Annotated in this window: 20 protein-coding genes and 2 riboswitches; of the genes, 14 read left to right on the forward strand and 6 right to left on the reverse strand. The window is 61.1% G+C overall.

Features of this window, described 5'->3' with window-relative positions; genetic code table 11:
- Positions 1 to 81: 81 nt before the first annotated feature.
- On the forward strand, positions 82 to 1236 hold the full coding sequence (locus tag C2134_RS08540; protein ID WP_233164225.1) for a sensor histidine kinase: 1155 nt from the start codon (positions 82 to 84) through the stop codon (positions 1234 to 1236).
- A gap of 49 nt (positions 1237 to 1285) precedes the next feature.
- Positions 1286 to 1600, forward strand: coding sequence for an STAS domain-containing protein (locus C2134_RS08545; protein ID WP_103319193.1), 315 nt, complete (start codon positions 1286 to 1288; stop codon positions 1598 to 1600).
- 90 nt (positions 1601 to 1690) lie between these two features.
- On the opposite strand, the gene fdxA is transcribed toward C2134_RS08545, so the two are convergent.
- The gene (gene fdxA, locus C2134_RS08550; protein WP_103319196.1) at positions 1691 to 2014 is read right to left on the reverse strand and encodes a ferredoxin FdxA; all 324 of its coding nucleotides are present in this window, start codon (positions 2012 to 2014) and stop codon (positions 1691 to 1693) included.
- 92 nt (positions 2015 to 2106) lie between these two features.
- Between fdxA and gluQRS the strand changes: the two genes are divergently transcribed.
- The 9 genes from gluQRS to C2134_RS08595 all read left to right on the forward strand — a co-directional run bounded on the left by gluQRS (position 2107) and on the right by C2134_RS08595 (position 15399).
- Positions 2107 to 3003 (forward strand): tRNA glutamyl-Q(34) synthetase GluQRS, encoded by an 897-nt coding sequence (gluQRS, locus tag C2134_RS08555; protein WP_103319198.1) that lies wholly within the window; start codon positions 2107 to 2109, stop codon positions 3001 to 3003.
- Positions 3004 to 3323: 320 nt separating this feature from the next.
- Positions 3324 to 4607 carry an amino acid permease gene (locus tag C2134_RS08560; protein ID WP_233196395.1) on the forward strand — a complete coding sequence of 428 codons (1284 nt, stop codon included), beginning with the start codon at positions 3324 to 3326 and terminating at the stop codon, positions 4605 to 4607.
- Positions 4608 to 4783: 176 nt separating this feature from the next.
- Positions 4784 to 4876: riboswitch (glycine riboswitch) on the forward strand.
- A 14-nt stretch (positions 4877 to 4890) separates the two neighbouring features.
- A riboswitch (glycine riboswitch) is annotated at positions 4891 to 4989 on the forward strand.
- 41 nt (positions 4990 to 5030) lie between these two features.
- Positions 5031 to 6119, forward strand: coding sequence for a glycine cleavage system aminomethyltransferase GcvT (gcvT, locus tag C2134_RS08565; RefSeq protein WP_103319201.1), 1089 nt, complete (start codon positions 5031 to 5033; stop codon positions 6117 to 6119).
- A 65-nt stretch (positions 6120 to 6184) separates the two neighbouring features.
- Positions 6185 to 6571, forward strand: coding sequence for a glycine cleavage system protein GcvH (gcvH, locus tag C2134_RS08570; RefSeq protein WP_103319203.1), 387 nt, complete (start codon positions 6185 to 6187; stop codon positions 6569 to 6571).
- A gap of 181 nt (positions 6572 to 6752) precedes the next feature.
- Positions 6753 to 9605, forward strand: coding sequence for an aminomethyl-transferring glycine dehydrogenase (gene gcvP, locus C2134_RS08575; RefSeq protein WP_103319205.1), 2853 nt, complete (start codon positions 6753 to 6755; stop codon positions 9603 to 9605).
- 213 nt (positions 9606 to 9818) lie between these two features.
- A complete protein-coding gene (locus C2134_RS08580) occupies positions 9819 to 10463 on the forward strand; it encodes a class I SAM-dependent methyltransferase (RefSeq protein WP_158248728.1) in 645 nt (214 codons plus the stop codon).
- 205 nt (positions 10464 to 10668) lie between these two features.
- Complete coding sequence (locus C2134_RS08585; RefSeq protein WP_103319208.1) at positions 10669 to 12663, forward strand: putative bifunctional diguanylate cyclase/phosphodiesterase; 1995 nt, start codon at positions 10669 to 10671, stop codon at positions 12661 to 12663.
- A gap of 129 nt (positions 12664 to 12792) precedes the next feature.
- The gene (locus tag C2134_RS08590) at positions 12793 to 14376 is read left to right on the forward strand and encodes an ABC transporter substrate-binding protein (protein ID WP_103319209.1); all 1584 of its coding nucleotides are present in this window, start codon (positions 12793 to 12795) and stop codon (positions 14374 to 14376) included.
- A 372-nt stretch (positions 14377 to 14748) separates the two neighbouring features.
- The gene (locus tag C2134_RS08595) at positions 14749 to 15399 is read left to right on the forward strand and encodes a TetR/AcrR family transcriptional regulator (RefSeq protein WP_103319212.1); all 651 of its coding nucleotides are present in this window, start codon (positions 14749 to 14751) and stop codon (positions 15397 to 15399) included.
- Positions 15400 to 15454: 55 nt separating this feature from the next.
- On the opposite strand, the gene C2134_RS08600 is transcribed toward C2134_RS08595, so the two are convergent.
- Positions 15455 to 16024 (reverse strand): hypothetical protein, encoded by a 570-nt coding sequence (locus tag C2134_RS08600; RefSeq protein WP_103319214.1) that lies wholly within the window; start codon positions 16022 to 16024, stop codon positions 15455 to 15457.
- Positions 16025 to 16110: 86 nt separating this feature from the next.
- Positions 16111 to 17214, reverse strand: a complete 1104-nt coding sequence (locus tag C2134_RS08605; RefSeq protein WP_103319216.1) for a porin — start codon at positions 17212 to 17214, stop codon at positions 16111 to 16113.
- Between the two features lie 570 nt (positions 17215 to 17784).
- Between C2134_RS08605 and C2134_RS08610 the strand changes: the two genes are divergently transcribed.
- Positions 17785 to 18666 carry a Rossmann-like and DUF2520 domain-containing protein gene (locus C2134_RS08610; protein WP_103319218.1) on the forward strand — a complete coding sequence of 294 codons (882 nt, stop codon included), beginning with the start codon at positions 17785 to 17787 and terminating at the stop codon, positions 18664 to 18666.
- Here the strand turns inward: C2134_RS08610 and pncB are convergent.
- The 3 genes from pncB to C2134_RS08625 are packed head-to-tail and all read right to left on the reverse strand — an operon-like array spanning position 18644 to position 21147.
- Entirely contained in the window at positions 18644 to 19852 is a 1209-nt protein-coding gene (gene pncB, locus C2134_RS08615) for a nicotinate phosphoribosyltransferase (RefSeq protein ID WP_103319220.1), read from the reverse strand. The genes C2134_RS08610 and pncB overlap by 23 nt on opposite strands.
- A 12-nt stretch (positions 19853 to 19864) precedes the next feature.
- The gene (locus tag C2134_RS08620; RefSeq protein ID WP_103319222.1) at positions 19865 to 20569 is read right to left on the reverse strand and encodes an SAM-dependent methyltransferase; all 705 of its coding nucleotides are present in this window, start codon (positions 20567 to 20569) and stop codon (positions 19865 to 19867) included.
- Positions 20566 to 21147, reverse strand: coding sequence for a Maf family protein (locus C2134_RS08625; RefSeq protein WP_103319224.1), 582 nt, complete (start codon positions 21145 to 21147; stop codon positions 20566 to 20568). The genes C2134_RS08620 and C2134_RS08625 overlap by 4 nt, the downstream gene beginning before the upstream one ends.
- A gap of 118 nt (positions 21148 to 21265) precedes the next feature.
- Between C2134_RS08625 and C2134_RS08630 the strand changes: the two genes are divergently transcribed.
- Positions 21266 to 21769 (forward strand): YceD family protein, encoded by a 504-nt coding sequence (locus tag C2134_RS08630; RefSeq protein ID WP_103319226.1) that lies wholly within the window; start codon positions 21266 to 21268, stop codon positions 21767 to 21769.
- Positions 21770 to 21814: 45 nt separating this feature from the next.
- The gene (gene rpmF / locus C2134_RS08635; RefSeq protein WP_011136965.1) at positions 21815 to 21994 is read left to right on the forward strand and encodes a 50S ribosomal protein L32; all 180 of its coding nucleotides are present in this window, start codon (positions 21815 to 21817) and stop codon (positions 21992 to 21994) included.
- The last annotated feature ends 33 nt before the right edge of the window (positions 21995 to 22027 follow it).

A 22027-nucleotide genomic window follows, 5' to 3' on the forward strand; every position in this document is an offset into this window, starting at 1 on the left:
CCGCGAGTTGGCTCACCGTAGACTGGCCATTATCATACCGTTTAAGTGTTTTTTACAAATGACAGTGAGGCGATGCCTACCATGGTTTCAAGCTTGAAGGATCAACAGCAGTTGGAGGCGGCATTTGAGCAGTTCAACGCCGTGTCGGGTCAACTCATTGATGCATATAAACAACTTGAGGCCCAGGTCAATGTTTTGAATGCCCAACTGGACGAGGCCAACAACCAGTTGCGAAAACAACGAGACGAGAATGCCGCGCTGGCGGAACGCTTGGGTTTGCTGTTGAAAGTCTTGCCGGCGGGGGTGGTGGAGTTGTCTCCTGCTGGCGAGGTGATCGCTCAGAATCTGGCGGCTGAGTCCTTGCTAAGCGGTTGTTATATCGGCGAATGCTGGGATACGGTGTTCGAAAAACTGCAGCGCAGCGAATTGGATGATACCTACGCCCTGTCGTCGGATGGCCAGGGCAGCCGTCTGACCTTGCAATATCAGGATTTACCGGCATCGGGTGGCCGAATTGTGCTTATTCACGATGTCTCGCGCCTGCATCAGCTGACCAGCGAACTGGCGCGGCAGCAAAAGTTGGCGTCGATGGGCAGCATGGCGGCTTCTCTGGCCCATCAGCTGCGCACTCCCTTGGCCAGCGCCATGCTGTATACCGCGAACCTGAAGCAGGATTTGCCGAGACCGGAGGATAGGGCGCGTTTCGTGGACAAGAGCCTGGCCAGAATGCGGGCTCTGGAAGGTTTGATACAGAATATGCTGAGCTTTGTAAGGGGACAGGTTTCGTCGCTGGAGCCGTTGGATGTCGCGGCATTGCTGGATGACGTTTGCGCAATCATGCTGCCGCAGTGTCATGACAAAAGTGTGCATTTCGATTGCCATCCGCCTGCGGTTTCTGCCATAACTGTCTTGGTGGATCGCAAGGCCTTGCAGGGCGCATTGATCAACTTGCTGGAAAACGCCTTGCAATACACGCCGGCGGGCGGGCAGGTGGGGCTGCGGGTAGAGGCCGGGGCGTCGGAAGTGGTTTTCCGGGTGGAGGACAGCGGGCCCGGTGTCGATCCCGCCGTGCAGGACAGGATTTTCGAGCCTTTTTTCACGTCGCGCCCTGGCGGTACCGGCCTTGGCTTGGCTATCGTGAAGAAAGTGGCGGAAGAGCTGGGCGGCGATGTCAGGTGTTGCAACAAGGAGGCGCATGGCGCCTGCTTTGAATTGAAATTACCGCGGGCCGGATAAACGGTTTAAGTTTGTCAGCGAATCAATCAGGGATAGAACAGGGGCAGCGATGAGACCGATTGTTAGAGTCGAGGGGAATGTCGGCACGATGATGCTGATTGGTCAGTTTGACTTCAATCTGCACAAGGATTTCCGCCAGGCCAGCCAGGAGCTGCTGGATAACGCCGCGGTGCAGGAAATACGTGTCGACTTTGACCAGGTGCCGTTTCTGGACAGTTCTGCGTTGGGCATGCTGTTGTTGCTCAAGGAGCGCGCCGCATCGCAGAAGAAGACCATGGTGCTGGTGAACTGCCACGAGGCGGTGCTGCAGGTATTCGAGATCGCCTGTTTCAACAAGATGTTTACGATTCGCCCGGCCGGTTGAGGGTGGCTCCGCCCTGGGTGGCTTTGACCGGGGCGGTCCCGCGCCTGACTGGGTGCCGCCAGCCCTTTGGAGGAGGCGGGTGGGAGACGCTTAGCGTTCCAGATATTGCAGCTTATCCTTCACCTCCGCCCAGTCTGCATGATCCGGCAGCGGGTCGATGCGGTTGACGATGCTGGGCCAGTTCTTGGCCAGTTCCGCATTCAGCTGGATGAAGGCCATTTGGTCCTTGGGTAAATCGTCCTCCGCATAGATCGCGCCGACCGGGCATTCCGCCACGCACAGCGAGCAGTCTATGCACTCGTCCGGGTCTATCGCCAGGAAGTTTGGGCCCTCGCGGAAGCAGTCAACCGGGCAGACTTCCACGCAGTCGGTGTATTTGCATTTGATACAGGCTTCGGTTACAACGTAGGCCATTCTTGTATCCTTCTTAAGGCTGGCTCGTGATTTAGGGATAATCGTATTTTAGCGAGAAATTTCCCGCCAAGCGCTCCTGCCGTCCGTTTCAGATGTCCATAGCCACTTACCGGGGCCGTTTCGCGCCCAGTCCAACCGGCCTGCTGCATGCAGGCTCGCTCAGCACCGCCGTCGGCAGTTACCTGGAGGCGCGCCGGCGCGGCGGCCAGTGGCTGCTGCGCATGGAGGACTTGGATCCGCCGCGCGAGGTGCCCGGCGCCGCCGCGGATATTTTGCGCACGCTGGAGGCTTTTGGCTTCGAGTGGGATGGCGAGGTGGTCTATCAGAGCCGGCGCCATGATCTATACAGAGATGCCTTGCGGCAATTGATCGCCTCCGGCCATGCCTATGCTTGCTGTTGCACGCGCAAGGAGATCGCAGCCGCGGCGCAGCGCGGGCTGGATGGCTATATCTACCCCGGCACCTGCCGCAATGGCTGTCCGGATGGCCGCGCAGGCCGCGCCTGGCGGCTGCGGGTGACGCCGGGCGAGAGCGTTGTCTGCGATAGGCTGCAGGGCGAGTACCGGCAGAATCTGGCGCGCGACATCGGCGACTTCGTGCTGCTGCGCGCCGACGGCTTTTGGGCCTATCAACTGGCGGTGGTGGTGGACGATGCCGAGCAGGGCATCAATGATATCGTCCGCGGCGCCGATCTCTTGGTGTCCACGCCGCGTCAACTGGCGGTATACGTCGCGCTGGGCTTGCCCGCGCCCACCTACTGCCACTTGCCGGTATTGACCAACGCGGCCGGCGAGAAATTGTCCAAACAGACGCTGGCGCCGGCGATTTCCAGCGTCGATGCCGCGCAGCAGCTGCGTGCCGCATTGACGCTGCTGGGGCATGCGCCGCCGGCCGAGTGCGGCGATCTGGCGGAGCTGTGGCGCTGGGCCTTGGCCAGTTGGTCGCTGGCTAGCGTGCCGCGCGGCCCCTTGCGCTTGCGTGCCGGATGACTGGCTTGCATCGGCTTGGCATGACTTGCGCCGCATGCCGGTTTTTGTGAAAAAAATCGGTAATGCGACATGTTTTTGCATCAAATCTGTGTTCTAATGCGCCCTTTTTTTCGGCGCGACGCCACTTCCCCCACCGCCTGAGACGCTGACTTCGTCTATGTTGAAGCCATGACGCGTGGCGGTCGGCCGTGAGTCCGCCTGTTTCACGCATGCACGACGCCCGTTGCGGACCGGCGGCGCGCCATGCTTTCGTTCGCGATGGAGAATCAGGTTTGAGCGAAAACAGTTCCTCCCCCAAAAAAGGCTCGCTCGGAGTCTGGATGTGCACCGCCCTGGTGGTGGGCAATATGATAGGTTCTGGCGTGTTTCTGCTGCCCGCCTCGCTGGCGCCGTTTGGCGGCATTTCCTTGCTTGGCTGGCTGATCACGGCTGCTGGCGCCATCTGTCTGGCGCTGGTGTTCGCCCGCCTGTCGGCCATCCTGCCGCGCGAAGGCGGGCCATATGCTTATATTCATGCCGGCTTTGGCGATTTTGCCGGGTTCTGGATTGCCTGGGGATACTGGATCGCCTTATGGGCAGGCAATGCCGCGCTGGCGGTGGCGGCCACCAGTTATATGCAAGTGTTCTTTCCTGTTCTCGGCCATAACGAATTGCTGGCTGGCGTTTTCGCCATCAGTCTGATCTGGATCGTTACCTGGATCAATAGTCGCGGCGCGCACAGCTCGGGCGTGGTGGCGGTGGTGACGACCCTGCTCAAGCTGCTGCCGCTGGCGGCGGTCACTTTCATCGGCTTTTTCCACCTGAATACCGACAATCTGGCTTTCAATCCTCACCATAAGCCCTTGTTGTCCTCGCTGTCCGCGACCATGGCGCTGACGCTTTGGGCTTTCCTCGGCCTGGAGTCGGCCTCGGTGCCGGCCGGCGATGTCGATCAGCCAGAGAAGACCATTCCGCGGGCCACCGTCATCGGCACCTTGCTGGCCACCGTGCTGTACATCCTGTCCACGATATCGCTGATGGGCTTGATGCCTTCCGATGTGCTGGCGGCGTCGCAGGCGCCATTTGCCGATGCGGCCCGGTTGATGTGGGGGGATTGGGGTTATTGGCTGGTCGGTTTCGGCGCGGTCGTGTCCTGCTTCGGCGCCCTCAACGGCTGGAGCCTGATGCAGGCGCATGTGCCGGCCGCTGCGGCCAAGGACAAGCTGTTTCCCAGCCGCTTCAATCAGCGCAATGCCGCAGGCGTGCCGATCTTCGGCCTAGTACTGTCCAGCACCTTGGTCACCATCCTGATGGCGATGAAATACGCCGGCGGCGACAGCGGAGTGAAGATTTTCGAGTTCATCATCCTGCTGGCCACCGCCACCACCTTGTTGCCATACGCGTTCTGCTCGATGGCGCTGATCGCCATCATGCTGATGCGTGGCAAGGCGTTTGCGCCGCGCGATTACGTGGCGCCGGGCTTCTTCGCCGGCATCGGCTTTGTGTATTCCTTGTGGGCGCTTTACGGCTCCGGCGCAGAGATCGTGATGTGGGGCATGCTGTTGTTGATGCTCGGCCTGCCGATTTATGTCTGGCAGTTGAAAGAGCGCCACGCCGCCGATTGAGCGGCGGAAGCGGGATGCATGCCAAAGCGCAGCGCGAAAGCCTGCGCTTTTTTCGTTTCCGAATAGTTTTTATTGATAAAAATGTGCGCTTATTTTCTTTGAGAAACATTTATTCAGACTGTTTGACATCGAAATAAACTCGGCTTGCCAAGGCGGGGAGATGCCCACCATAATCGGCGAGTCATACAGGAGAGAGCGGCACCCGCGGCCGCCGCCGAAGGCGCAAGCGCACCCGCTAATCGCTCAGGCAAAAGGACTGTATCATCGAGCCGGCGGCCGCCGGCTTGCGCAATCTGGAGAGCGGCGCCCGCGCGGCGTCCACCGAAGGGGCTAACGGCTTATCCGGCCGGAAAATCTCAGGTGCAGGGACAGAGGGGTGTGGTTGATTGAGGCTATCCACACTTTTCTCGAAGGAACCGCGCCATGACGGCCCCGAAACGTACTCCGCTGTTTGAAGCCCACATTGCCGCCGGCGCCAAGATGGTCGATTTCGCCGGTTGGGAAATGCCCATCCATTACGGTTCCCAGCTGAAAGAGCACGAAATCGTCCGCACCGACGCCGGCATGTTCGACGTCTCCCACATGACGGTGATCGACATCACCGGTTCCGACGCCAAGGCCTGGCTGCAAAAACTGATCGCCAACGATGTGGCCAAGCTCGGCTTCGAGGGCAAGGCGCTGTACTCCGGCATGCTGACGCCGCAGGGCACCGTCGTCGACGATCTGATCGTCTATCTCACCGCTTATGGCTACCGCATGGTGGTCAATGCCGGCACTACCGAGAAAGACCTGGCCTGGATGGAAGCCCAGAAGGCTGGCTTCGACGTGGCGCTGAAGGTGCGCCGTGACCTGGCGATGCTGGCGGTGCAAGGCCCCCAAGCCATTGAAAATGTCTGCGCCATCAAGCCGGAGCTGGCCGAAGCCATCCGCGCGCTGAAAGTGTTCCAGGGCCTGCCGCAGGGCGAATGGTTCTACGCCCGCACTGGCTATACCGGCGAAGATGGCCTGGAAATCATGATTCCCGCCGCCGAAGCCGTTTCCTTCTTCGAACAACTGCAAGCCGTCGGCGTCGCGCCCATCGGCCTCGGCGCGCGCGATACGTTGCGTCTGGAGGCCGGCATGAATTTGTACGGCCACGACATGGACGAAACCGTGTCGCCGCTGGAAGCCGGCATGGGGTGGACCATCGCCTGGGAGCCGGCCGAGCGCAAATTCAATGGCCGCGAGGCGCTGGAAGCGCAAAAAGCCGCCGGCGTCAAAATGAAGCAGGTGGGGCTGGTGCTGGAAGGCCGCGGCGTGCTGCGCGAAGGCCAGAAGGTCCTGGTGGAAGGCGTCGGCGAAGGCGTGATCACCAGCGGCACTTTCTCGCCGACGCTGAAGCACTCCATCGCCATCGCCCGCGTGCCGGCCGCCACTGGCACTGCCGCCCAAGTGGACCTGCGCGGCACGCTGACCGATGTGCGCGTGGTGAAGATGCCCTTCGTGCGCAATGGCAAGAAAGTATTCGAATAATCGGGCAGCGTCCTTGCGACGACTGCCGTCACCATTGATCCGATCTTAAGCTGGAGAACTTCAAGATGAGCAATATCCCCGCCGAACTGAAATACGTCGAGAGCCACGAATGGCTGCGCCTGGAAGCTGATGGCTCCGTGACCGTGGGCATCACCGCCCACGCGCAGGAGCTGCTGGGCGACATCGTCTTCGTCGAGCTGCCCAAGATCGGCAGCGTACTGGCCAAGGAAGAGCAGGCTGGCGCGGTGGAGTCGGTGAAAGCGGCTTCCGACGTCTACTGTCCGATCGCCGGCGAAGTGCTGGAAGTGAATGGCGAGCTGGAAGGCGCGCCGGATCTGGCCAATAACGATCCGTACGGCGCGGGCTGGTTCTTCAAGATCAAGCCGGCCAATGCGTCCGACCTGGACGGCCTGATGGATGCCGCCGCCTACGCCAAGGAAATCGGCGCTTGATGTGATACGCCCCTTAGTCGCAAGACACAGGGGCGTTTGTTTTTTAGCCACGAAAACCACGAAAAGACACGAAAGATAACAGGAAGCCTGTTCCGGCTTCTCTCAGCGTGAGCGGCTTTTCGGCTTCGCGTCATGCCGTTCGTGTCCTTTCATGGTTTTCGTGGCCAAAGAAAGGTCTTGTATGTCTCTTGCCGAACTCTTCAATCGTCACGAATTCCTCTCCCGCCACATCGGCCCCAATGACGCCGAACGCGCCGAGATGCTGGCCGCCATCGGCGCGCCGTCCATCGATGCCTTGGTCGACCAGACTCTGCCGGCCGACATCCGCCTGAACCGCCGCCTGGACCTGCCTGCGCCGCAGCCGGAAGCGGAGGCGCTGGCCGCGCTGAAGGCTGTCGCAGCCAAGAACGTGGTCAACAAGTCCTTCATCGGCCTGGGTTACTACCCGGTGCTGACGCCCACCGTCATCCTGCGTAATGTCCTGGAAAATCCGGGCTGGTACACCGCTTACACCCCGTACCAGGCCGAGATCGCCCAGGGCCGGCTGGAGGCGCTGCTGAACTTCCAGCAGATGGTGATCGACCTGACCGGCCTGGAAATGGCCAATGCCTCGCTGCTGGACGAGGCCACTGCTGCCGCTGAGGCGATGGCCATGGCCAAGCGCGTGTCCAAATCCAAGTCCGTCAGTTTCTTCGTCGACAACCGCGTGCTGCCGCAGACGCTGGACGTGATGAAGACCCGCGCCAAGTACTTCGGCTTCGAGCTGGTGCAGGGCCATCCGGAAGAGGCCGGCAACGGCGACTACTTCGGCGCCTTGTTCCAGTATCCGGGCGAAGCCGGCGATCTGATCGATCTGACCCCGCATATCGCCGCAGTCAAGGCCAAGGGCGTCATCGTCGCCGTCGCCGCCGACGTGATGGCGCTGGTAGCCTTGAAGTCTCCGGGCGAAATGGGAGCCGACATCGCGCTGGGCAATACCCAGCGCTTCGGCGTGCCGATGGGCTTCGGCGGTCCGCATGCGGCTTATTTCGCCTTCAAGGACGAGATGAAGCGTTCCGCGCCGGGCCGCATCATCGGCGTCTCCATCGACGCCAAGGGCAAGACCGCGCTGCGCATGGCGCTGCAGACCCGCGAGCAGCACATCCGCCGCGAAAAAGCGAACTCCAACATTTGCACCAGCCAGGTGCTGCTGGCCAATATCGCCGGCCTGTATGCCGTCTATCACGGCCCGGAAGGCGTCAAGCGCATCGCCGCCCGCATTCATCGCCTGGCCGCCATCTTCGCCCACGCGGTGCAAGCCGCCGGCGGCAAGCTGGTGTTCGACCGCTTCTACGACACGGTGCAGGTGGACGCTCCTAAAGCCGACGCTATCTACGCCGCCGCGCTGGCCGCCGGATACAACCTGCGCCGCGTCGGCAAGACAGTGCTGGGCGTGGCCTTCCACGAAGCCGCCACCGAGGCGGACCTCGCTAAGCTGATCGAGCTGTTCACCGGCAAGCCGGCAGACATCGCTGCCCTGGATGCCGTGGTCAAAGAGGCCATCCCGGCCGGGCTGAAGCGCGAGTCGGCCATCCTGACCCACCCGGTGTTCAACACCCACCATAGCGAGCACGAGATGCTGCGCTATATGAAGAAGCTGGAAAACCGCGACCTGGCGATGAACCATTCGATGATCTCGCTGGGCAGCTGCACCATGAAGCTGAACGCCACCAGCGAGATGATCCCGATCACCTGGCCGGAATTCGCCAATATGCATCCGTTCGCGCCGCGCGAGCAGACCGTGGGCTATCTGGAGCTGATCGAGGGCTTGCAGCGGCAGCTGAAGGCGATCACCGGCTTCGACGCCATCTCCATGCAGCCTAACTCCGGCGCCCAGGGCGAATACGCCGGCCTGTTGGCCATCAGCCGTTACCATGAGTCGCGCGGCGAAGGCCATCGCAATATCTGCCTGATTCCGCAATCGGCGCACGGCACCAACCCGGCCACCGCGCAAATGATGAATATGCAGGTGGTGGTGGTGAAGTGCGACGAGGCCGGCAACGTCGACGTGGCCGATCTGAAGGCCAAGGCCGAGCAGCACGCCGCCAACCTGGCCGCGTTGATGATCACCTATCCGTCCACCCACGGCGTGTTCGAGCAAAGTATCAAAGAGATCTGCGAGATCGTCCACGCCCACGGCGGCCAGGTGTATATGGACGGCGCCAACCTGAACGCGCAGGTGGGGCTGACCCGTCCGGCCGACATCGGCGCCGACGTGTCGCACATGAACCTGCACAAGACCTTCTGCATCCCGCATGGCGGCGGCGGGCCGGGCATGGGGCCGATCGGCCTGAAGGCGCACCTGGCGCCGTTCATGGCCAACCACGTGGTGGCTTCGGTGCCGGGCGCGGAAGAGGGGCAGACCGCAGTCTCCGCCGCGCCGTTCGGCTCGGCTTCCATCCTGCCGATCTCGTATATGTACATCGCCATGATGGGCGCGGAAGGCATGAAGCAGGCGACGGAAAACGCCTTGCTGTCCGCCAACTATCTGGCCACTCGCCTGGCCGAGCACTTCCCGGTGCTGTACACCGGCGTCAATGGCCGGGTGGCGCACGAGTGCATCATCGATCTGCGTCCGCTGAAGGCCGCTTCCGGCGTTACCGAAGTGGATGTGGCCAAGCGCCTGATGGACTACGGCTTCCACGCGCCGACCATGAGCTTCCCGGTGCCGGGCACGCTGATGATAGAGCCGACCGAATCCGAGCCCAAGGCCGAGCTGGACCGCTTCATCGCGGCGATGGCCGCCATCCGCGCCGAGATCGACCAAGTGCAGAACGGCGTGTGGCCTGCGGACAACAACCCCTTGGTCAATGCGCCGCACAGCAAGACCGACATCGCCGGCGAGTGGGACCGTCCTTACAGCCGTGAGCAGGGCCTGTTCCCGCTGCCCTACGTGTTGGAGAACAAGTTCTGGCCGAGCGTGAACCGCATCGACGACGTGTATGGCGATCGCAACGTGCAGTGCAGCTGCCCGAGCATCGACAACTATCAGTAAAACTCGTCTCCTAACTGTAAACGACCCCGTCCGGCGCTGCTTGACGGGGTTTTTCTTTATCTTGTTGGCCATCATTTAGGTGTAAATACTTAGTATGTGTATCTAAGTAGTAACAATTTCCCATAAGAACTATTACTAGTAAGTAGTTTCCACCTGCCGATGATTTGCCTTGTCGGTGCTTGTTTTTGGGAGTGCGTGAGCAGGGGAATAAATATGGGTGCCGCGGATTTCGATGGTTTTTATCGCAGCAATGCGTCGTTCTATGGGGACCGGCCAGCGCTGTCCCTGATTTATTATCTGGATAAGTACAATGTGAAAGGAGAGGGCGTCGGACTGGATCTGGGATGCGGCCAAGGGCGCAATGCCCTGTATCTGGCGCGCCGCGGTTTTTCCATGCGAGGCCTGGATCAGTCTGCGGAGGCGGTGGCTCGTTTGAGCGGGCTGGCCGACGAGTTGCAACTCGATGTCAATGGAGGCGTGGCCGATTTGGCCAATATGGCGGAGGCGGATATCGAGCCGCAGCATTATCAGATCATCGTGGCCTATACCCTGCTGGATCATTTGAGCGAGGAGGCGGGCGCCAGGTTGGCGCAAGCCATGGTATCGGGCCTTGCGCCAGGCGGCTTTCTGTTCGCCTCGGTATTTCTGGTGGACGATCCCGGCTGCAGTGGCCGCGGCGGACGCGCCAGCGAAACCGCCGCCTATATCCGCCATTACTACCGGTCCGGAGAATTAAAGACACAATTTGCCCAGCTGGAAGCCCTGGCCTATCAGGAGGAATATGCGCTCGATCTCAGCCATGGCTGGCCCCATCACCACAGCATGGCCAGATTGTTTGCGCGCAAACCGATCAATTGAAGCCATTCACATCATCCAAGCAGGGCGAGCGCCCTGCTTTTTTCATTCTGCAGCTGAAACGCATGCCTGCCGAAATTGCGGCGGTGAAAATGCCGGCTGCGCAAAATAACAGCAGCGTCGGCTATCTCGTTTGCTACAATGGCAAGCCTTGCCGATAAACGGCGAGCCGAATTTTTGATGAATAAATAAAAGGTTAACGGCAATCATGCCGAAGAAGAACGTCATCTCCTGGCAGGGAGACAATTTGCCGATGCTGGAGGCTTTGAGCCTGCCGGTTTGGGTGTTCGATATCGATAACAAACGCGTATTCTGGGCCAATCCGGCCGCTCTGGAAGTGTGGGGCGCCGATAGCCTGCAGGAATTATGCGCGCGCGACATGTCGCGCGATATGTCGGTATCCGTGGCGCAGCGGCTCAGCCAGTATCAACAGGATTTCGAACGCGACAATGCCGTGTTCACCGAGAGCTGGACGCTTTACCCCAAAGGCATGCCGCGGCAGTTGAAAGTCGTATTCCGCGGCATTCAGGTGGAAGGCCGGATGATGATGTTCTGCGAGGCGCAGAATACGCTGTCCACCGATCCTGCCACGTTGCGCAGCGCCGAGGCGCTGATGCATACCTCCATGCTGGTCACGCTGTATGACTCCGCCGGCATGGTGTTGTACCGCAATCCATCGGCCCGCGCCAAGGTGGCCTATGCCAGCGAAACCTGGCGCCAGCATTTCATTCATGATGGCGACTGGCAAACCCTGCAACAGGGGGTGGCCGCCGCCGGCGAGGCCAGACAGCTGGCCCAGGTGCATACCCGGCAGGGCATGCGCTGGCATGAAATCGCCGTGCGCGCGTGCCGCGACGGGGTATCGGGCCAGGACGCGCTGCTGGTCACGGAAGTGGACATCACTGATCTGAAGCACGCCGAGGCGCGCGCCAGCTTCCTAGCCAATCACGACGTATTGACCGGCCTGCCCAACCGCAACGGCATTCGCAGCGAGTTGCTGCCGTATTTGCAACAGGCCCTGCGCGACGGCCGCCAGGTGGCCTTGATGTTCATCGACCTGGACCGCTTCAAGAACGTCAACGACTCCCTGGGCCACGCCAGCGGCGACGAGATGCTGATCCGCATGAGCGGGCGCCTGTCGCAACTGCTGGGGCACGATGAGAAAGTGGCCCGCCTGGGCGGCGACGAATTCCTGGTGATGCTGGCGGCGCCGGATGTGGCGCAGCGGGCGGAGGCCTTGGGGCTTCGAATTTTGCAAAGCCTGGCGATGCCGATGCGGCTGGGCGGCATGGACATCAGCGTTTCGGCCTCCATAGGCATCAGCGTGTGCGGCGAGGGGCGGCTGGACATCGAACAGATGATGCGCCACGCCGACTTGGCCATGTACGCCGCCAAGGACGCCGGCCGCAACAATCTGATGTTCTTCGCGCCGGCGCTGGAAGAGCGCAGCCAGGCGCAGCTGGCGATGGAGCGCGATATCCGGCGCGGCCTGGACGGCGGCGAATTCGTCGCCTACTTCCAGCCGCGCGTCGATGTGGCCAGCGGCCGCATCGTCGGCGCCGAGGCCCTGGCGCGCTGGCAACACCCGATGCGCGGCATGCTGATGCCGGATGCCTTCATCCCCTTGTGCGAAGACTGTGGCATGGTGCGCGAACTGGGCCGGCAGATACTGTCCCAGGCGGCCCGCCAGCAGCGCCAATGGCGCGAGCGCGGCCTGGATCTGATGGTGTCGGTCAATCTGTCGCCCAGCCAGTTCGTCGATCCGGCGCTGGCCGAGATGGTGGCGCAGGCCTTGCGCGACAGCGGCTGTCAGCCGGAAAAGCTGGAACTGGAAATCACCGAGTCGGTGCTGCTGGGCGATGACGAGCAAACCATGCGCACGCTGCAGTCGCTGCGCGCGCTGGGCGTGCGCATCGCAGTGGACGACTTCGGCACCGGCTACTCCAATCTGGCCTATCTGCAGCGCTACCCGTTGACCTCGCTGAAGATAGACCGTTCTTTTGTCGCCGATCTGGAACGGCGGCCGGCCATTGCCGAGATGATCACCACGCTATGCCGCATGATGGGACTGAACATGGTGGCGGAGGGTGTGGAGACGTCGCAGCAGCTGCGCTGGTTGGCGGAGCGCGGCTGTCAGGAGTACCAGGGCTTCCTGTGCAGCCCGGCCTTGCCGGCCAATCTGTTCGCGCAATTGGTGATGTAGACGAGCGCCCGTTTTGAACGGGCGCTTATTATCTTAGCCTGATTAATTCGTTGGTTTTCATGCCGGATTGGCTTAACCTATTGCGAGTCATGCGCCCGGCATTTTGACGGGCGCCGCAAGGAGAATGCCATGAAGGTTCTGTCCGCCGCCCTGCTGGCGGCCTGGTTGCCGCTGGGCGCCATGGCCGCCAAGCCGCTCACCATTTGCACCGACGCCAACCCCGAAGGCTTCGATGTGGTGCAATACAACTCCCTGGTCACCACCAATGCCTCCGCCGATGTGCTGATGAGCCGGCTGGTGGAATACGATGCCGCCGCAGGCAAGCTGCGCCCCGGCTTGGCGCGCAGCTGGGAAGCCAGCCCGGATGGCCTGTCCTACACGTTTCATCTGCGTCCCGACGCGGTCTTCCATAGCACCGACTACTTCAAGCCCACGCGCAAGCTGAACGCCGACGATGTGGCGTTCACCTTCGACCGCATGCTGAACCCGGACAATCCCTGGTACAAGACCGCGCCGGCCGGTTATCCGCACGCCCAGGCCATGCAGTTTCCCAAGCTGATCAAGGCCGTGCGCAAGCTGGATGCGCAAACCGTGCGCTTCGAGCTGAACTACCCCGAAGCGACTTTCCTCTCCAGTCTGACCATGGGCTTCGCCTCCATCTATTCTGCCGAATACGCGGCGCAGCTGCTGGCGGCAGGCAAGACCGCCGAACTGAACAGCAAGCCCATCGGCACCGGGCCGTTCATCCTCAAGAGCTTCGTCAAGGACGCGCTGGTTCGCTATCAGCCCAACCCGGCGTATTTTGGCGGCAAGCCCAAGGTATCGGCGCTGATCTACGCCATCACGCCGGATTCCAGCGTGCGCTTGCAGAAGCTGCGCGCAGGCGAATGCCAGATCGCGCTGTCGCCCAAGCCGCAGGACGTGCAGTCGGCGCAGGCCGACGCCCGCTTGCGGGTGTGGCAGGCGCCGGCCTTCATGACAGCCTTCGTCGCCTTCAACAGCCAGAAGAAGCCGCTGGACAATCCGCAGGTGCGGCAGGCGATCAATCTGGCCTTCGATAAAGCCAGCTATCTGAAAGCCGTGTTCGGTAATGGCGCGATTGCCGCCAATCTGGTGTATCCGCCCAATACCTGGAGCTACGACAAAACCATCAAGCCTTATCCGTACGATCCGGCGCGGGCCAAGAAGCTGCTGGCGCAGGCCGGTTATCCGGACGGCTTCGATGTCGATGTCTGGGTCCGGCCCAGCGGCAGCACGCTGAACCCCAGCCCCAAGGCCGGCGCGGAAATGCTGCAGGCGGATCTGGCCAAGGTCGGCATCCGCCTGCGGATACAGGTGCTGGAGTGGGGCGAACTGATCAAGCGGGGCAAGGCTGGCGAGCACCAGATGCTGTTCATGGGCTGGGCTGGCGACAACGGTGATCCGGACAACTTCCTGACTCCGCAGTTTTCCTGCTCGGCCGTGCAGTCCGGCACCAATTTCGCCCGCTATTGCGATGCGCGTTTGGACAAGCTGATCAGCGACGGCAAGAAGACGGCCGACTTCAAGGCGCGCAGCAAGCTGTATCAGTCGGCGCAGCGCCTCATCCACGATCAGGCGCTATGGCTGCCGCTGGCGCATCCCACGGCCTATGTCTTGGCGCGCAAGGAGGTCAACGGCTTTGCGGTCAATCCGTACGGCCGGGTCGACTTCTCCGCGGCGGCGGTGAAATAGTTTTCGCGGCATTGGTCGGAAAGCGATTTTTTGAAATAGAGCAGTCGCTTTTTTGATGATTCCTTGCCGGCGCGCAAGGCGGACAGGCCGCAGCGGGCGCATCCTCTGCGCCACGGCCGTCCGATCTTGCGCGCCGCTCGCCTGATCTCCCCTGCTTGCAGCGCATTGCGCCGCAAAATCCGCTTGCATGCCGCACCATTGATTTTGGTAGTATTGTGTTGGCGGCTGCCGCTTGCGGCGGCGGCCTGGGGAGAGAGGAGCGCCGGGCTATTGGCGTGTCTAGCTTGTTCTTAGAATGTGCCCACCCTCGCTTGGGCGCGCGGTTTCGCGTATCATGCGGCGGACATGGGACGATAAATGATAAAACAATAGATGCAAACCAGACGAACACAGCAAAGCCGCAGGGAGTCCACCATCGGAAAACTGGTGGAGGCGGCGATAGAATGCCTGATGGAGTGCGGCTATCACGGCACCAGCGTACAACTGATCTGCAACCGCGCCGGCGTGTCGCAAGGCGCGCTGTTCCGTCATTTCGCCACCAAGAACGAGCTGATGCTGCCGGTGGGGCGCAAGGTGGTGGACGATATCTTCGACGCCGCGCTGACGCTGGCTAGCCAGCAGCCGCCGGGCATGGCGGAGGAGGAGCGCATCGTCGGGCTGATGCGGGCGCTGGTGATGTCGCCGCGCCACATCGTGCTGCTGGAATTGCTGATGGCGGCTCGGACGACGCCGGACTTGCGCGATATTTTCCTCGGCAGCGCCAGCACCTATTTCCGCGACCGCTTCGTCGCCTTGATGGCCTCGTTGTTCCCGCGCTACGCCATTTCCACCGGCTTTTTCGCTACCTTGCTGACCATGATGACCACCATGCACGGCATGGCGCTATACCGCACGCTGGCCGAGCATCCGGAAGGCGACAGAATGCGTGAGCAGTGGCTGCAGGCCGCGCTGCGCACGGAACTGGAGCGGATACGGGAGGAGGGCGCAGATACCCGCAACCCGGTGTACCAGCTGCCGTTTTGATGTGGTCGACATGGAGTTAGGGCCGTTCCCCCGTAAGGTGGAACGGCTTTATTTTTTACTTATCGTCAGGGCAGTACGAGGCCGGCGCAAGGTTGGGCAGCGGTTCCAGCGCAGCATCCGGATTGTCATGGGGGATGGAGCCAATCACCAGATGGCAGGTCTTACTGTCCATGTCCACATTCAGCATGGCTTCGTAGTCGGTGCCTGCTTGGGGTTTAAACTTGACTGCCAGCGTGTTGCAGCGCCAGTTGGAGACGTCGCTGAAGCTCGCGGTTAGTGTGGTGATTTCGCCAGCTGGAAGCTTGTATTCCTGATAATAGTCTTGGGAAAATAATTTACTTCTTTCCGCTTGAGCATGGGTATTCGGTGTTTCGGGCATGCCGATGCTTTTGTTATTGGCGAGGTGGATGAAGGATTTGAAAGCTTGAGATTCCACGATGTCGTCGTTATTGCCCATTAGGGAAAAGCGATAGCAATCATGATGTGGGAAGAGGCCAAGCCCCACACCGTTTCGCTGAAAGATGCGGATTCTGGCGTAGTTGTCTTGTGGCCCGGCATCGTCGGCACGGCATGTCGCTGCAAGCAGCAGGGCGGGCAAAGCGAGTGCGATGAGTTGTTTTTTCATTCTTGTCTCACATATACGGAAAAAGACCCGCCGAGGCGGGTCTTTTCTGCTTCTGCGTTCGCAGGTTCTTGCGTCGAACCGTTGAATTAGAAGTTGTGAACCATGTTCAGGCCGAAGGACTTGATCTTGGTGTTGCCGTTGCTCAGCAGCAGGGCAGCAGCATTGTTGCCCAGCTTGATTTCGCCGTATTGCGCGCCAACGGTGGTGCGCTTGGACAGAGCATAATCAGCACCCAGTACGAATTGGTCGTACTTGGTGTTGTCGGCAGATACGCCTTCAACCTTCACGTTGTCACCGTGAGCGTAGGTGAACTTCGGAGTGATGGCGCCGAAGGTGTAGCCAGCGGTCAGTGCGTATTCGGTGGTCTTGAATTCAACGCCGTTACCCAGCTTGCCTTGGATGGCGGTCACTTGGGCCGGAGTGGCCAGCGCGCTCAGAGCGGTGGTGGTCACGTCGCCTTGGCTTTGCTTGTAGCCAAAGCCCACGAACAGGTTGTTAGCATTGTAGCCAACTTCCAGTTGGTGCTTGCGGTTGCCCTTGTTGCTGAGTTCTACGCCGCTGGCAACGTGGCTTTCATATTGGTAGTCGTACTTGCCGAAGAAGCCGCTGTTTTCGTAGCCCAGACCCAGATTGTAGGTTTCGCGGTCTTGGGTGGCAGCGCTCTTGTCTTCCTTGGTGCCGTATTGGAAGGCAGCGGTCAGGCCCGGAACGATAGCCGGCAAGTCATAGCGTACGGAATTCTTCAGGCGAGCGCCGTCGCGAGTGAAAACGCCCAAGCCCAGAGCGGCATTGTTGTAGGACCAGGTGTCAACCACGCCCATGTCGCTGTCTTGGAAGTTGGACACATTACCGAAGCGCAGGGTACCCAGGTTGCTTTGCAGACCCAGGAAGGAGTTGCGGCTAGCGAAAGTGCCGGCGCTGGAGCCAGAGTACTTGCCATCAGCGGCGCTACCGTTGCTGCCACCGTCGATAGCGAAACCGCTTTCAACTTGCCAGATAGCCTTCAGGCCGTTGCCCAGATCTTCGCTGCCCTTGAAGCCGATACGGGAGCCCAGGTCGTCGATATTGGTCTTTTTGGTACCGTTATCAACGTTTTCAACGCCGGCCTTGATGGCGCCGTAGATGGTTACGTCAGCAAAAGCGGCAGCCGGCATGGAGGCTACCAGCAGGGCGATCAGACTTTTTTTCATGGTCAAGTCATCCTTAGTTGGTTTAGGAATGTGAGCAAATGCTATTGGCTGGGTTGTGAAAATGCAACTATGAGGGCTGGGAAGTGTTGCTGATGAGCAACTTGTGTTGGGTTTCTGCAAACTGAAAATTCGTTTTTGATGCTGGTAAGTTATTGAATAGTATTGGTTTGCAATGTTGGGTTTGTGGCTACTTCTTTCTGTTGCAAAAATACATCAAAGCGCTGAGTGTGCCGTTTTACAATGGTTTACACGGTGGTTTGGCTGTAGTTGCATAAAAAAAAGCCCGCGGTTGTGGGCGGGCTTGAAAAATCAACGTGACTTGAAGTGAATCCAGGCGGTGCGGATTGCATCTACTTGAATTCGCTAGCGAACATAGTAAAAGAAAGCGAAAACTATGTAAATGGAGCAATTGTTCCAATGATGTTTCATTTTCATGAAGATGTTTGTGTTAAGTTTATGTTTTTAAATGTAAATAACTGATAAGTTGTCAGTAGTATTTCGGCGTGAAACTGTTGCATTCCGGCCATTCTTGCCGGGGTGGGTATGTCTGGCGGATGGGAATCTATATATATGGTTGCACTGAGTGTGATTGGCGCGGGCCGGGTGGGGCGCAGCCTGGCGCGGCTGGCGCATCTGTCTGGCGCTTGTCGGGTGGCGGATGTGGTGGGGCGTGATGCGGCCTCCTTGGCGGAGGCGCGCGACTTCATCGGCGCGGGGCGGGTGGTGGCGGATTGGCGCGAGTTGGCGCCGGCTGATTTTTATTTGCTGGCGGTGCCGGATGCGGCCATTGCCGACTGCGCGCTTGAATTGGCGAAGACAGGTGCGGTGCCTGCCGGCAGCGTGGTGTTTCATGCCAGCGGCGCCTGCGAGGCCACGTTGCTGGCGCCGCTGGCGGAGCAGGGGGTGTGGCTGGCCAGTCTGCATCCGGCATTCTCTTTTGCCGAACCTGAGCGGGCGGTGGCGGGTTTTGCCGGGACGCTGTGCGCCGTGGAAGGCGATGAGCTTGCCTGCGTGCGTTTGGAAGAGCTGGCGCGGCTGCTGGGTGGCCGGCCGTTCCGGCTGGCGCCGGGCGGCAAGGCGGCTTATCACGCGGGCTTGTCGGTGGCTTCCAATTATCTGGTGGCTTTGACGGCGATGGCGGAGGGCTTGGAGCGGCAGGCCGGGGTGCCGGCCGAGCTGCTTGGCGATCTATTGGGCGGCTTGATGCGGCAGACGCTGGACAATGCGCTGGCCTTGGGGCCGTATCAGGCGCTGACCGGGCCGATCCTGCGCGGCGATGCCGAAACGGTGGCCAGCCATCTGGCAGTGCTGCCCGATGCCGCCGCGCGGGCGGCGTATCGGGCCATGGGTTGGCAGACGCTGGCGCTGGCTGGCGACCGGCTGGCCGAGCCGGCGCGCCAGCGTTTGCGCGCGCTGCTGGCAGGCTCGTCTAGCGCGGAGCGGGAATCTTGAAGACCTGGCGCAGGTAGGCGAGAAAGGTTTCGTCGCTGCACATGATCTTGCCGGGGCTGTCGGACAGCTTGGCCACCGGCTGGCCGTTGCAGCTGACCAGCTTCAGCACGATCTGCAGCGGCTCCAGTCCCATATCGTTGGTGAAGTGGGTGCCGATGCCGAAGCTGACCTGGATGTGCGGGCTGAAATGGCGGTGCAGTTGCAGGGCGCTGTCCACGGTCAGGCCGTCGCTGAAGGTCAGCATCTTGGTGGCCGGGTCGATGCGCAGCTTGCGGTAGTGGGCGATGGCCTTGTCGCCCCATATATAAGGATCGCCGCTGTCGTGGCGCAGGCCGTCGAACAATTTGGCGAAGTAAAGATCGAAGTCCGCCAGGAAGGCGTCCATGCCGACGACGTCGGTCAGCGCGATGCCGAGGTCGCCGCGGTATTCCTGCACCCAGGATTCCAGCGCCGCTTTTTGGAAGTCGCGCAGCCGCACGCCCAGCGCCTGGAAGGCCTGGAAGAATTCATGCGCCATGGTGCCGATGGGCGTGATGCCCAGTTTGCGCGCCAGATGCACATTGCTGGTGCCGCGGAAGATTTGCGGCAGCGCACGGTTCAGCCGCTCCACCACATGGGCTTGCCAATCGCGGCTGAAGCGGCGGCGAGTGCCGAAGTCGGCGATCAGCAGCGGGAAGCGCTGGCTGGCGGCTTCTTCGCGCTGGAAGCGCTCCAGGGTGGCGATCTTGGCCTCCAGGCGGCGGCGGCCTTCCTCAAGCACGGCTTCGCTGCCTAGCGGGCGGAAATACAGCTCGTTGACGATGGCCAGCACGAAGATCTCGAAGAACATCGCCTGCACCATCGGCCCCTTGATCAGGATGGCCAGCTGCTCGCCTTCCTCCGTCACGCTGATGAAGCGGCGTTGCAGATGGAACAATTCAAGGTAATCGACGAAATCGCTCTTGATGAAGCGCAGGCCGCGCAGGTAAGCCAGCTCCTCTTGCTGGAAACGCAGCTGGCATAGCAGGTCCAGTTGTTCTTCCAACTGGGCTTTCAGTTGCGACAGCGGCGTGTCCGGATGATTGCGGCAGCGGAATTCGTATTCGCCATGCGCGGCCGGGAATTGGTGCAGCACCACCTGCAGCATGGTGAACTTGTACAGGTCGGTATCCAGCAGCGACTGGATGATGGGCTTGGTCTTGGGCATGGCGTCGCTTCTTCAGGCGGCGTGGATCACGAAAATGGCTGGGCGCTTGTGCAGGTCCGGCGCGTCCTTGGGCCAATCCTGCACGCGATGGCTGACGATGGTCTGCGTGGGCAGCGTCAGGTCGCAGGCTACCGCAAGCCGGGTGCTGGGCGCCAGCGTCTCGCGCAGTTGCGCCAGCAGCGCGTTATTGCGATAGGGGGTCTCGATGAAGAGCTGGGTCTCGTTGTGCTGGCGCGAACGCTGCTCCAGCTCCTTCACCCGCTTGGCCTTTTCCGCCGCGTCCACCGGCAGGTAGCCGTGGAAGGCGAAGCATTGGCCGTTGGCGCCGCTGGCCATCAGCGCCAGCAGGATGGACGAGGGGCCGATCAACGGTTCGACGCGGATGCTGTGGCGGTGCGCCAGTGCCACCAGTTGCGCGCCGGGGTCGGCCACGGCCGGGCAGCCGGCTTCGGAGATCAGGCCGACATCGTGGCCGGCCTTCAACGGGGCGAGCAGGGTGGCGACGTCGGCTTCCTTGGTGTGCTCGTTCAGCGTGCTCATGGCCAGGTCGCGGATCGGCGTGGCGATGCCGAGCGCTTTCAAATGCTTGCGCGCGGTTTTTTCCGCCTCCACCACGAAGTGGGTGATGTGCACGACCTTGGCGCGCTCGCCTTCCGGCAGCCAGGCGAGGGTTTCATCGCCCAGCGGGGCGGGAATCAGGAATAGCGTGCCGCTCATTTCAGCACCTCCACGCCCTCATTGGTCAACATGGTGATCAATTGGAATAGTGGCACGCCGATCAGCGCGTTGGGATCGTCGGATTCCACCTTTTCCAGCAGCGCGCCGCCCAGGCCTTCGCTCTTGGCGCTGCCCGCGCAATGCAGGGCGTCGGGCTCTCGGGTCAGGTAATTGCGGATCTGCGCTTCGCTCAGTTGGCGCAGCGTCACGCGGGTGAGGCCGACGCATTCCTGCAGCCGGCCGCTGTGGCTGTTGTACAACGCCAGCGCCGAGTGGAACACCACGGTGCGGCCGCTCATCCACTTCAGCATTTCCACGCCGTTTTCGAAGCTGCCGGGCTTGCCGATCTGCTGGCCGTCCAGCAAGGCCACCTGGTCGGAGCCGATGATCAGCGCGTCCGGGTGCTTGCCCGCCAGCGATTGCGCTTTGGTGCGGGCCAGGCGCACCGCGGTTTGCAGCGCGGTTTCGCCGGGCAGGGGCGTCTCGTCGCAGATGGGCGGTTCGGCTTGGAAAGGCAGGCCCAGGCGGGCGATGATTTCTTGGCGATAGCGGGAAGTGGAAGCCAGTACGATGTGCATGTTTCGAGCCTGGTGGCGGCAGGGCGCGGCGCCGTTGCCGCGGCGCGGACGATGACGGTTTGCGCCTGCCTTGTTTCTTTTGACAAATCAGGGGAATGGATTGTACCATGCGGAGTTTATGTCTAAACCGATTTTGATTGATCCGCTCAAGTTCGCCCGGGAGGGCCGCTCGCTGTCCGGCGCATTGCCGGTTGGCGGGCTGGACGAGCGCGTTCATGGCGACCTGTCGGACACCTCTGGCGAGGTGTCCTACCAGCTCGACGGCTTTCGCGACGAGTTGCAGCGCCTCGCTCTGCGCATCCGCCTGACGGCTGCGCTGCAAGTCACCTGCCAGCGTTGCCTGGATGGCATGCCGTTCAGCCTGGACACCGATTCGGTGCTCACGCTGTTCGCCAGCCAGGAAAAACTGGATGAAGCCTGCGAGCAGGACGAGGAACTGGACGCCATTCTCGCCGAACCCGAACTGGACGTGATTGCGCTGATCGAAGACGAAATCATCATGGGCTTGCCGCATTCGCCGAAACACGACGAATGCAGCAGGGATACTCTCTCGCTCGCCAAGGCTGACAAGCCCAACCCGTTTGCGGTGCTGGCGGCGCTTAAGAGACCCAAGTCCGAGTAACCCTGATTCGCATTAGAATCTACTTGAATTTCTTAGGAGTCGACCATGGCTGTTCAACAGAACAAAAAGTCCCCGTCCAAGCGCGGCATGCATCGTGCACACGATTTTCTGACCGCTCCGGCCCTGGCAGTTGAAGCCAGCACCGGCGAAGCCCACCTGCGTCACCACATCAGCCCGAACGGCTTCTACCGTGGCCGCAAGGTTGTGAAGACCAAGGGCGAGTAATCTCCCCGTCCTCACTTCCTTTCCTTTTTTGGT

The organism is Chromobacterium sinusclupearum (genome assembly GCF_002902845.1).
GTDB classification, from domain to species: Bacteria; Pseudomonadota; Gammaproteobacteria; order Burkholderiales; family Chromobacteriaceae; genus Chromobacterium; species Chromobacterium sinusclupearum.